The 11677-nt window shown below is 70.0% G+C and carries 8 protein-coding genes; 1 reads left to right on the forward strand and 7 read right to left on the reverse strand.

What is annotated here, in order from left to right:
* The 6 genes from ACFZDL_RS04900 to eccD all read right to left on the reverse strand — a co-directional run.
* Nucleotides 1-1344: AAWKG family protein (locus ACFZDL_RS04900; RefSeq protein WP_391190401.1), on the reverse strand; the 1344-nt coding region annotated here is incomplete at its 3' end.
* Nucleotides 1345-1443: 99 nt separating this feature from the next.
* On the reverse strand, nucleotides 1444-1929 hold the full coding sequence (locus ACFZDL_RS04905) for a type VII secretion system-associated protein (RefSeq protein WP_319686591.1): 486 nt from the start codon (nucleotides 1927-1929) through the stop codon (nucleotides 1444-1446).
* A gap of 109 nt (nucleotides 1930-2038) precedes the next feature.
* Nucleotides 2039-2356 (reverse strand): WXG100 family type VII secretion target, encoded by a 318-nt coding sequence (locus tag ACFZDL_RS04910; protein WP_353591961.1) that lies wholly within the window; start codon nucleotides 2354-2356, stop codon nucleotides 2039-2041.
* A gap of 87 nt (nucleotides 2357-2443) precedes the next feature.
* The gene (locus tag ACFZDL_RS04915; RefSeq protein WP_319686593.1) at nucleotides 2444-2779 is read right to left on the reverse strand and encodes a hypothetical protein; all 336 of its coding nucleotides are present in this window, start codon (nucleotides 2777-2779) and stop codon (nucleotides 2444-2446) included.
* Between the two features lie 53 nt (nucleotides 2780-2832).
* A complete protein-coding gene (gene eccB / locus ACFZDL_RS04920; protein ID WP_353591962.1) occupies nucleotides 2833-4284 on the reverse strand; it encodes a type VII secretion protein EccB in 1452 nt (483 codons plus the stop codon).
* 32 nt (nucleotides 4285-4316) lie between these two features.
* Complete coding sequence (eccD, locus tag ACFZDL_RS04925; protein ID WP_353591963.1) at nucleotides 4317-5717, reverse strand: type VII secretion integral membrane protein EccD; 1401 nt, start codon at nucleotides 5715-5717, stop codon at nucleotides 4317-4319.
* A gap of 382 nt (nucleotides 5718-6099) precedes the next feature.
* On the opposite strand from eccD, the gene eccCa reads away from it, so the two are divergent.
* Complete coding sequence (gene eccCa / locus ACFZDL_RS04930) at nucleotides 6100-10077, forward strand: type VII secretion protein EccCa (RefSeq protein ID WP_353592146.1); 3978 nt, start codon at nucleotides 6100-6102, stop codon at nucleotides 10075-10077.
* Between the two features lie 335 nt (nucleotides 10078-10412).
* On the opposite strand, the gene ACFZDL_RS04935 is transcribed toward eccCa, so the two are convergent.
* Complete coding sequence (locus tag ACFZDL_RS04935) at nucleotides 10413-11666, reverse strand: S8 family serine peptidase (RefSeq protein ID WP_353591964.1); 1254 nt, start codon at nucleotides 11664-11666, stop codon at nucleotides 10413-10415.
* Between the last annotated feature and the right edge of the window lie 11 nt (nucleotides 11667-11677).

The raw sequence follows: 11677 nt of genomic DNA on the forward strand, positions 1-11677 counted from the left end.
CTCCTTCCGGTACTTCTCCTCCTTCTCCTCCTGCTCCTTCCGGTACTTCTCCTCCTTCTCCTCCGCTTCCTCCTTCTCCTTGGCGGCCTTGTCCTTCTCGTAATCCTGGGACAGGCTGTCGCCGCTCGACGTCTTGACGGTGCCGACGTCGAAGACCGAGGGGCTCCACGCGTCGTGCACCGTCTTGAGCGCGATGTCGGCGTTGTCGATCAGGTTTTCCTTGACGGAGTCCTTCCACCGCTCGATCGCCGCCTCGCCGACCGCCTTCCAGGTCTCCAAACTGCTCAGCGGTCCATAGTTGTGACCCTTTTTGTCGATGGCATCCTGGCGGAAATGTTCGGTGGCGTGATAGGTGGTTCTCGTTCCGCCCCTGGCAACGGTATGCACTTTGTACGTGATGTTCGAGATGTTGGTGTCCCATACGTGGTCCACGATCTCCGACAGCAGGTCGGAGAGGAAGCTCAGCGGGTTACCGTCCCTTGCTTCCCAGGCGGCCCACTCCTGCTGGAGTTTCCGGGCCGCTTTCCGGAACTCGTCACCTGCGATCCGGATGGCATCGCCCGGTACGGAAAACATCGCACCGTTGCGCAGGTCCTCGGCGTAGTCCTCGTACCGCTTGTTCAGCTTGTGGATGAGATCCCAGAAGACGCCGGCCGCCGTGCCCTTCCACGCCTTGTTCTCCTGCATGCCGACCCGCTTGTGCCATTCCGCCAGTTCCGCCTGGCGGTCGACGTAGAACTGGGCGACGCGGTCGAAGGCATCCGCCGCCCTGCCGAACGACGCGAGATCGACGACACGTTCGGCGGGCACGTCGATTCCGTTCCACTCGAACCCACGCGTACCACCCTCGTTGTCGAGCACGGCCTCAAGGGCCCGGCCCGTTCCATAGGAGTACTGCGTATGCGGGCCGGTGTCCCACGTGGTCCCTTCGTCCGACTTCTTGAAGTCGTTGTCGTACCTGGCCTTGTGCTCACCCCCCTCGTACACACCGCCGGAGGGCCTGTCCTTGCCGTTGTGGTTGCCCAAGAGCGTGAATCGGGCCTTGTAATAGGTGATCGTGTCTCCCAAGGCCTCTTCGCCGGACTCCTCCTCGTTCCCCGTCTTGTAGAAGGGGATCACGAAGTCCGTGTTGTTCACGTTGCGACCCGCGTTATCGATCCTCCACTGAAGGTCATCCACATCGACGTAGGTGACGTGCTTCTGCTTGGTGATTTCCACCTTCATCAGCGGGATGTCATCGTTGCCCACCCACTCGGAGAACAACTTGTCGATGTGTGGCGCATCGTAACCGGTGAAGAAGTAAATCGCCTTCTGCCAATAATCACTGGCGTTGGAAAACGGCACGGCGGCGCCTCCATCGGGCGGGGGAAACGAGGGGGTGTGGGGTACTGCGGTGCTCAGCCGGGACGACTACGGCTCACTCGGCGCCATGGTTCTTCACCGTCATTTCTTGTCGTCCTTTCCATCGCCCCCGCCGGAGCCGGACCCTTCGGAGGCCAGGTCGTCGTCCACGTCTTCAAGGGGGTCGAGGATCTTCTCGCCGTCGATCTTGCCCAGGTTGTCACCCTGCGTCTTCAGCAGCGTATCCATGGTTTCCCGCAGATTGTCTTCGATGTCGTCGAAGAGCTTCTGCTGATCCTCGATCATCCCTAGGATCTGGTCGATGAGTTGCTTCAGGGTCTTGTGTATGTGCGACCCGTTGGTCAGCTCCTCCTCTTCGGTCATGGCGCCGATCGTGAGGGGAAGCTTCGTCCCCGAGGGGATGTCCGCGCCCTTCCAGTCATGCGGATTCTCCGACTTGAGGCTGCCCAGCGCGGGAATATCCCCCTTGTCCTTGAGGATCTTCTTCAGCTCCGCCTGGAAGTCATGCACATCGACGTTGATGAAGTGCTCCATCCACGCCTTGTCCAGCTGGATCGGTTCGGCCATCTCACTACCCCTTCTCGTCGGCCGTTGCTCCCCGTGGATGTCCTGTGCCGAAACGGGCGACCGCCCACGTGTGGCAACGCGCAGGCAGTCGCCCGTACCGCACCCGGCCTCAGCGGCCGATCTTCACGTTTTCCCAACTTGACGTGAGATTGCGCTGGTTGGTCCGGTAGTTGTCGCCGATGTCGTCGAGCAGTCCAGCGTGGCTCCTGAGGAGCTCCTTCATTTTCTCGACGGCCCGGTGCCACGCCTCCTGCTTGCGGACGTAGACCTCCTGGTCTTCACCTTCCCAGCTGCTGATGAACTTCTGCAGCTCCGTTTCGAGCTGGTTGAGAATCTTCTCGATGTTCTGAGTCTGCAGACGCATGTCCTCAGCTGCGTTGTCGGTGCCCTTGAAGTCGACGTAGATGTGCCCGTCGGAGAAGTCCATTGGCACAGCACGTACCTCTTTTCAGTGCGAGGGGATACAGGGGATGCGGGACGGAACGGAACCGGGTGTCCGTTACCGGGGTTCAGCTCAGCCGTGCAGCGCGTCGAAAATCGACTTCGCCTGGGTGTACTCCTGGTCGACGGCGTCCTTCTGCGAACCCTGCGTCAGGTTGTTCGACCGGAGCGTCTCGTTCAGCGTGTCGATGACGTCCATGAGGTTCTTCGAGATGACCTCGGCCTGGTCGTCCCACTGCTGCAACAGGTCCTGGTACTGCTTACCGTCGCTGCCTCCGTAGGCACCGCCCACGTTGAGCTTCGTGTTCTCGACGTCCTGGCGGCAGACCTGGATGTTGCCGAACGCCTCTTCCGTGGCAGAGATTCCGTTGCGGGTTGCGCCCTCTTCTGACCTCGTCAGTCCTGGCATGAGATATCCCTTCGGCTGTTGTTCGCCACCAGGCACGGTGCACTGGCGGCCGGTCAGTTCTCCGTCTCACACTGCGGCGCCGTGGATTTGCTCCGTCCTGCGCTCGCCGCCTGTGGAGTCAAATCCGGGCCGGTTGGCAGCATGGCCAGCAGTGAGGACGGAAGTGCCTGTGCCTCGCCCTCGCTGTATCCCAGCGCCTTCAGGGAATCGGCGGTGGGCAGCCGGTATTTCATTCCGGTGTCCGTCACCAGATAAAGCGTGTTGCCGACCTCGCCGCCGCCCGCGCCCAGCACATGCACCAGTGCGCCTCCGCCCGGCCGCACCGTGATCCGGTTGACCGTCACACACGCCGGGACCAGCCCCTCCGGCGGAGCCTGCGTGGTCGGGCCGAGATCCACGTCGCGGATCAGGGCCACGCTCACCCGGGTGCCGTCGCTCCCGGACTCCACCCCGACACACGGTGTCTGTCCGGCACCGAGGTCCACCGGCTCCGGCGGGGTCGCCGGCTGCCGCTTCCCCGTCTCCGCCTCCGGCGTGTCCGGGGCCAGATGGCCGCTCAGCGCGTCGGCGCCCAGGCTCGCGGGCGATACCGCCCCGCCCGCGTACGCCTTCTGCCGGGTGTCCGGATCGCCGAGGACCAGCGCCGCGCCGGTGGCGGTCAGCGGGGCAAGGCCCTCCTTGCGCAGCAGGTAGTAGCGGGCGGTGCCACCCGGCGCGGCGACCTTGAAGACCTGGCCGACCCGGGTCCGGAGCCCGCCCAGTCCCGGCCCCTGCCCGCCCCGGCCCGGCACGGCCGGCGGGGCCAGGTCCGGGCCCGCGGGCAGGGAGTTGAGGAACGCGGCCGAGACCGGCACCGGCTCGGTGGAGCCGTAGCCGAGCGCTTCGGCGGCGTTCGCCTTCTGGTCGAGCCGCAGTCTGCGGCCCTGCCACACCAGGTAGTCGTCCTTGTCGGGCCCGCTCACCAGCAGCCCCTGCCCGGACTTCAGCCCCGCGCCGTCGGCCTCGACTCCCACGGCCACCGTGGTGCCGGTCGCCCCGCTGGTGTTGCCGGAGCATACCTGCCACGGGTCGCCGGTCAGGTTGTCGTTGCCCGGCGGCTCGTCGGGGGCACCGCTGATGCCCACCGGGGAGCCGTGCGGGGTGCCGCGCAGCGACTTGCTCCCGATGGTCATGACCTTCATCTGGTCACCCGCGAGCAGCCGCGCCGAGGTGTGGTTGCGCACCGGGCGCAGCCGTCCGCCCAGGTACAGGTAGCGGGTACCGGTCTCCTTGTTGATGACCAGTGTGCCCGGGTCCCGCCAGGAGTTCTTCGTGCCGGGGCTGAGCAGGCCGAAGACGAACGATCCGGCGCAGAGCAGGATGGCGATGAGGACGCTGATGGTCACGGCCCGGTTGGTCCTGCCCTGCGGACTCTCCGGGGCGTCGGGGTCCGCGCGCAGCATGGCGGACGTCAGCCGCCCCATGACGAACATGTGCGCCTGGACCTGGTCCCGCTTCGTCTGCATCGGTCACTCCCTTCCGTCTCGGGCCGTCTCGCTCACGCCATCAGCCCGCGCAGCGCGCTGTAGGCGCCGAGCGCCCACAGGACCAGGGGCAGCAGGCTGAGCGCCATCAGGTAGTGCAGGATCTCGGCGGCCCGTCCCCAGTACGGGACGAGGCGCCGCCCCGGTACCGTCCAGGAGACGATGGCGATGACCGCCGTGAGGCCGAGCAGTCCGGCGGCCACCAGCGGCCGGCGGTCCGGTGTGTACGACTGTGCGCCGACGAGGATCAGCAGGAGCAGTCCGCCCACGCCGGGGAGGGTCAGCGAGAGCCGCTGCCAGGTGTTGCCAAGTCCCCGCGCGTGCAGCATCAGCAGCAGCGACAGCGCCACCACCGTGAGCACCGAGGGGAGGTTGGCGTACCAGGCGAGCACCCCGAGACAGGCGGCGCAGGTGGCGCCGACCGCCCCGTACAGCGAACTCATCCAGCCGTCCGCGAGCGCCGTGCGGCCTGCGACCGCCGCGGTCGGGTGCGGTTCGATGCCCTCCTGGAGCTGCTGGGCGTTGGTCGGCAGCGGTGGCACCTTCAGCCCCGACATCCGGAAGGACAGCGAGGGGACGAACGCGCCGAGCACCACCGCCGCCAGGGCGATGATCCCGGCGACATGGTGCGGCGCCAGGTCCGCGGTGATCATGAGGGTCCCGGTGATCGCGCCGAACGCCGCGACCACGCCGGTGGCGAGGAAGAGCACGGCGTACGCGGCCACCGCGGCGAGCACGACGATCGCGCCGCCCGCGCCCGCCACGCAGGACGCCAACAGCCGCGAGCCCACGACCTCGTTGGCGTGCGCCCCGGTGAGGTCGCCGCCGGGCAGCAGCCACCCGGCGAACGCCAGGTAGGGCGCGGCCATGAAACCGAGCGTGGCGCCCGCTCCGGCGTCGCCGACCGCGCGGCTCGCCGACCCCGCGCCCGCGACCAGCAGCAGTCCGGTCACGGCGGCGCACAGGGCGCGCACCCCCACGGAGCCGCCGGGCAGGGCGAGCACCACCAGCCCGCCGGTGAGCGCGGTCACCGCGAGGCCGAGCAGCAGCCGCCGGCTCGCCTCGGGGGTCCAACCGTACGGGCGGGACCGCATGGTGTCGGAGATGCCGGCCACGAGGTCGTCGAGGTGGGCCTCGGGCAGCGTCTCGGTGCGCGGCCGGAGGTAGAGCGTCTCGCCGTCGCGCAGATCGTACGAGTCGAGGGTGCGCTCCTCGTCCATCGGCCCGGCGCCGAGGCGCTGCAGCACCCAGCCGCCGTGGTCGATGCCGGTCTCGCCGAGGTCCTCGCCGCCGTAACCGAGGACGGCGGGCAGCAGGTCGGCCACGGGGACGTCGGAGGGCACCGCCAGATCGACGCTCTTGGCGGGCGCGCGGACGGTCAGCCGGCACAGTCCGGCAACCTGGGTGTCAGTCATCTGGCCCGCTCACACTCCTCCGGGTGTTCCGCCGAAGGACACGGTGTCGCGAAATGACAGAATGACACTGAAACTCCGGCCGGAAACTCTCGCGGTGGCGAAACGGACTGGACCTGCATTTCAAAAGGACATGGCTCCGTCTGCACACCTGGGCAATGCACTTACCTTTCGGCAAAGTACACACCTTCCATGGGGTACACAAGTAAAGAGACCGAAGGACAGCATGTCACTAAATGACAGAATGGCACTGGAGTTCATTGAAGCAATGGCGCCGAAAACTCCGGGCGTAAACTCTCGCAGTGGCGAAAAAGGCTGGGCCTGCATTTCAATAGGCCATGGTTTCGCCCGCGCCCACCGCCCGTAAGGAGACCGTTCGTTGAGTGTGGTCCTGTTCCGCAGGCCGGCCCGCCGCCGCGGCCCGGACATGCCCGAGGGCGAGTTGAGCCTCCAGGAGCCGCCCACGCTGCCCGAGGTGGTGCCCGACAGCTCCGCCGTGTGGACGTATCTGCCCATGGCCCTGATGTCGGTGTCGATGATGCTGATGTTCATGCGGCCGGGCATGAGCCGGGCGTCCGGAAGCCACTTCATGTACCTGGCCGTCGGCATGATGGTGCTGGCGTCCGCCGCCATGATGCTCGGCCAGATGATGCGCAAGATCAGTGAGCGCAAGCAGCGTCTCAAGGGCGAGCGCCGCGACTACCTGCGCTATCTCACGCAGATCCGGCGCAAGGTGCGCACCGCGGTCACCGACCAGAAGAAGGCGCTGGCCTGGCGCCATCCGGAGCCCGCGGCCCTGTGGGCGCTGGTGGGCACCACCCGGCTGTGGGAACGCCGCCCGCAGGACGAGGACTTCGGCGAGGTCCGGGTGGCCGTCGGCGAGCAGAAGCTCGGCCTGCGGCTGACGCCGAAGGCCACCACGCCGGTGGAGGACCTGGAGCCGCTGGCCGCGCATGCCCTGCGCAGCTTCATCCGGGCGTACTCCACCGTGCCCGAACAGCCCATCGCCATCTATCTGCGGGCCTGGGCGCGGGTGCTGTTCCGCGGCGACGAGGAGCGGATACGTTCCGTCGCCCGGGCCGTGATCGCCCAGTTGGTGACCTTCCACGCGCCCGACGACACATGGGTGGCGCTGTGCGTGTCCGACGAGCGGCGGGCGGACTGGGAATGGGTGAAGTGGCTGCCGCACAACCTCCACCCCCAGGAGAGCGACGGCGCGGGCCCGGCCCGCATGTGCGTCTCGGCCTTCAACGAGCTGGAGGATCTGCTCGGCGCCGAGTTCCTGGAGCGGCCGGCCTTCGACCCGGACGCGACGGCCGGGCGCGAGGAGCCGTTCACCGTGATCGTGGTGGACGGCGGGAGCGTCCCCGGCGGGCACCGGCTGGACGGGCCGGGCTTCCGCAACGCCGTCGTGCTGGACCTGAGCGGCGCGCTGACCTGGCGGCCCGGCCGGGTCACGCTCCGCTTCGAGGTGTCCGAGAAGGACTTCACGCTGATCCGCACCGACCGGGAGCGCAAGGAGCAGCCCACCCGGCTCGGCCGCCCCGACCGGTTCGGACCGAGGGGCGCCACCGCACTGGCCAAGCGGATCGCCCCGTACCGGATGGGTATGGGCAGCGAGGTCGCCGAACCGCTGGCGGCGAACGTGGAGCTGACCACCCTGCTGGGCATCAGCGACCTGCGCCGCCACGACCCGGCCACGCTGTGGCGGCGCAACACCGGCTCCGCCCGGCTGCGGGTGCCGATCGCGGTGTGCGCCGACGGCACCCCGCTGGAGCTGGACATCAAGGAGTCCGCCCAGGGCGGTACGGGGCCGCACGGCATGCTGATCGGCGCCACCGGTTCCGGCAAGAGCGAGCTGCTGCGCACGCTGGTGCTGGCGCTCGCTCTGACCAACTCCTCCGAGACGCTCAACTTCGTCCTGGTCGACTTCAAGGGCGGCGCCACCTTCCTCGGCCTGGACGAGCTGCCGCACACCTCGGCGGTGATCACCAACCTGGCGGGTGAGGCGGCGCTGGTCTCCCGGATGCAGGACGCCCTGCACGGCGAGCTGATGCGGCGGCAGGAGCTGCTGCGGGCGGCGGGCAACTACACCTCCGCGCTGGACTACGAGAAGGCCCGGGCGTCCGGCACCCCGCTGACGCCGCTGCCCAGCCTGTTCATCGTCGTTGACGAGTTCAGTGAACTGCTGGCCGCACACCGCGAGTTCATGGACCTGTTCGTGATGATCGGGCGGCTGGGGCGGAGCCTGGGCGTGCATCTGCTGCTCGCCTCGCAGCGGCTCGACGAGGGCCGGATGCACCAGCTGGAGAGCCATCTGTCGTACCGCATCGGTCTTCGCACGTTCTCCGCCATGGAGAGCCGCGGCGTGCTCGGCGTGCCCGACGCCTACCAGCTGCCGCCGCGGCCCGGCAGCGGCTATCTGAAGTCCGGTGTGGAGGCGCTGACCCGGTTCCGCGCGGCGTACGTCTCCGGCCCGTACCAGGAGCGGCGGGCCGGCGCGAACCAGGCCCGGGTGGCCAGCCAGACCATGCCGTGGACCTCCGGTTACGTGGTGCCGCGCCAGGTGCCCGAGGTGCCCGAGCCAAAGCCCGAAGAGGAGGCGGAGTTCGAGGAGACGGGGGACACGCTGCTGTCCGTCGCGGTGGAGCGGCTGCTCACCGCGGGGCCGCCCGCCCACCAGGTGTGGCTGCCGCCGCTGGACCTGCCCGCGACCCTCGACCAGGTGCTGCCGCCGCTCACCCCCGACCCCGACCTGGGGCTGACCACTGTCGGCTGGCCGGGGCGGGGGCGGCTGACCGTCCCGATCGCCATCGTGGACAAGCCCTTCGAACAGCTGCGGGACCTGCTGACGATCGATCTGTCGGGCGTCGGCGGGCACGTGGCCATCGCGGGCGGCCCGCAGAGCGGCAAGTCCACCCTGGTGCGTACCCTCCTCACCGCGCTCGCGCTCACCCACACCCCGCGCGAGGTGTCGTTCTTCTGCCTGGACTTCGGCGGCGGCTCGCTGGCGGGTCTGGCGGAGCTGCCGCACACGGCCGGGGTGGCGGCGCGGCTGGACACCGAGCGGGTGGGCCGGACGATCGCGGAGGTCAACTCGCTGCTGGCCGCGCGCGAGCGGTACTTCCTCGACCACGGCATCGACTCCATGGCCACCTTCCGGCGCCGCCGGGCCGCCGGGGAGTTCGCGGACCAGCCCTACGGGGACGTGTTCCTGGTCATCGACGGCTGGTCGACGGTGCGGCAGGACTTCGACCAGCACATCCAGACGTTCAACTCGATGGCCGCCCGCGGCCTCAACTACGGCATCCACCTGATCGTCACCACCGCCCGCTGGGTGGAGTTGTCCGCGGGTGTGCGCGACCAGGCCGGCACCCATCTGGAGCTGCGGATGGGCGACTCGATGGACTCCGAGATCAACAGCCGCCGCGCGGCCACCGTGCCGCGGCTGCCCGGCCGCGGTCTGACCCGGGACGGCATGCTGCACTACCTCTCCGCGCTGCCCCGCATCGACGGCGTGGAGAGTGCGGAGGACCTCGCGGACGGGGTCGCCGGCCTGGTCGCGGCGGTCAAGGAGAGCTGGCCGGGGCCACGGGCCCCGCAGGTGCGGATGTTGCCGACCAGGCTGCCGGTCTCCCAGCTCCCGCCGCCCGAGGGCGACCTGCGGATGCCGATCGGCCTGGAGGAGAGCGAACTGTCCACGGTCTGGCACGACTTCAGCGAGACGCCGCACATGGTCGTCGTCGGCGACACCGAGAGCGGCAAGACCAACATGCTGCGGCTGACGGCCGAGGCGATCATGGAACGGTACACGCCCGCCGAGGCGCGGATCATGGTCGTGGACTACCGCCGCACCCTGGTGGAGGCCATCCCCGACGAGTACCGCCTCGGTCACGCGGTCTCCGTCGACGCGCTGCGCGACATGATCGGCGGGGCGGCCCCGGCGGTCAAGGAGCGGGTGCCGGGCCCGGACATCGCCCCGGCCCGGATGAAGCTGTGCGACTGGTGGACGGGCCCGCGCCTGTTCATCCTGGTCGACGACTACGACATGGTGGGCGGCGACTCGATGAACGCGCCGTTCGACCCGCTGCTGCCGCACCTCGCGCTCGGCTACGAGGTCGGGCTGCACCTGGTCGTGGCCCGCGCCGCGGCGGGCGCCTCGCGCGGCCTGAACGACCGCCTGCTGCGGCGGATGCTGGAGGTCAACACCCCCGGTCTGCTGCTGTCCTGCCCGCCGGCGGAGGGCTACCTCTTCGGCAATATCAAGGGACGGGTGCTGCCGGCGGGGCGGGCCACGCGCATCGCCCGCCACAAGACGACACAGGTGCAGACGGCGCTCGTGGACGACGGGTCGGCCAAATGACGCCCGGGTGCGGGAACACCGCCCACTCCCCCCGGGGGTATTCACCTTTCCGCAAGGCCGCGGCCACCCGCCCGGAATACACGGGCGGAGCGGCTGCCCGGATTACCGCGGAGGCTGACCGATTCCCTGTGCGGGACCGCCCGGAAAAGGGTCGGCGGCGAATCGGCGATTACCGGAAAGAGCGCGGTGGGCCGGCCATGCGGGCGGGGTGGTCGCCCCTGTCGGCGAGGAGGCCGCCCGTATGGGGAGTGAGGGGCCGCCCGAAACGGGCTGGGATTCCGGAAGAACGGGCAGAGGGGCCGCACGGCCCCCCGGCGCCGTACGGGCAGCGGTCCTCAGGAAACCCCGGTCTCCGCGAGCTCCGTGGTCTCCACGGTCTCCCGGTCCCGCGCGCCCCCCGGGCGCCAGCGCCGGGCCCGGCCGCGGGGGATCACCACGGCCCCCGCGGCGACCAGCAGCAGCAGACCGCCGCCCGCGCCCGCGATGATCAGGGCGCGATGGCGCGGCTGGGGGGAGGCGGCCGGGGGCACGTGCGCGGCGGCCGGCTTCGGGGTGGCGCCCTGCTTGTCGGTGAGCAGCGAACTCACCGCCGCGTACGGGTCCACCCGTGGCGTGTCCGACGGATACGCGGCCACCGTGAGCTGCCGTGCGACCTCGGCCGCGGACATCTCCGGGTACCGGGCCCGTACCAGCGCCGCCGCGCCCGCGACGTGCGCCGCGGCGAGCGAGGAGCCCGAACCGATGTAGTGGCCCGAGCCCTTGGGCCCGACGCTGACCACCGCGTCACCCGGCGCCGCCAGGTCCGCGCCGTCCAGCGCGGGCGCGCTGTCGGGGCGCTTGCCGTCCGGGCCGTAGTCGATGACCGAGAGCACGCCGGGCGCGGACGCGGGCCAGTACCAGGGCGCGGGCGGGGCCGTCCGGCCCGTGTTCCGGTCCCTGGGGAGGAAGTCCGGGCCGACCGGCGCGACCACCAGCGCGTCGTGCTCGGCCGCGTACGCCGCGGCCCGGGTCAGCTCGGCCTTCCCCGTCGCCAGCACCCGCCCGACGTAAATGACGTCGGCGCCCTTGTCGGCCGCGGCGCGGACGCCCGCCGCGAGGGTCGCGGCGGTGGTCTCGCCACGCGGCTGCGTCCCGCGCACGGCCAGGATCCGCGCCCCGGGCGCGACCCCGGCCACGCCCACGCCCTTGCCGGGCGCCGCCGCGATCAGGCCCGCGGCGAAACTGCCGTGGCCCACGCAGTCCTCGCCCGCGTCGCCGACCGCGGTGACCCGGCCGGACAGCGCCGGTATGTCCGTACCGACGCCGGAGTCGACCACGGCGACGGTCACCCCGGCGCCCTGGGACAGCTCCCAGGCCCGGCCGAGCCCGAGCGCGGGCCGGGACCAGGTGGCGTCCTCGGCCTTCTTGGTGGACGCCTTCGCGCACGGGTCGTCGGACGCCAGCACGGAGGCGACGGCGGGCAGTTCCACCGAGCCCGAGCCCGGGTCGGCGGTGGCGGGGGTGGCCCCCGTGGCGAGCGGAGCCGTGGCCAGCGCGGCGGCGGCGACCGCCCGCGCCACCGGATGACGGTGAGTAAGAACACGTCGCATGGCGCGGATGA

This window comes from Streptomyces sp. NPDC007917 (assembly GCF_042959105.1).
In the GTDB taxonomy this organism is placed as follows: Bacteria; Actinomycetota; Actinomycetes; order Streptomycetales; family Streptomycetaceae; genus Streptomyces.

Bases quoted from the DNA above. Each gene is read 5' to 3' on its own strand.
- ACFZDL_RS04935 (WP_353591964.1), bottom strand. From the start codon at position 11,666: ATGCGACGTGTTCTTACTCACCGTCATCCGGTGGCGCGGGCGGTCGCC.
- ACFZDL_RS04905 (WP_319686591.1), bottom strand. From the start codon at position 1,929: ATGGCCGAACCGATCCAGCTGGACAAGGCGTGGATGGAGCACTTCATC.
- eccB (WP_353591962.1), bottom strand. From the start codon at position 4,284: ATGCAGACGAAGCGGGACCAGGTCCAGGCGCACATGTTCGTCATGGGG.
- ACFZDL_RS04915 (WP_319686593.1), bottom strand. From the start codon at position 2,779: ATGCCAGGACTGACGAGGTCAGAAGAGGGCGCAACCCGCAACGGAATC.
- ACFZDL_RS04910 (WP_353591961.1), bottom strand. From the start codon at position 2,356: ATGGACTTCTCCGACGGGCACATCTACGTCGACTTCAAGGGCACCGAC.
- eccD (WP_353591963.1), bottom strand. From the start codon at position 5,717: ATGACTGACACCCAGGTTGCCGGACTGTGCCGGCTGACCGTCCGCGCG.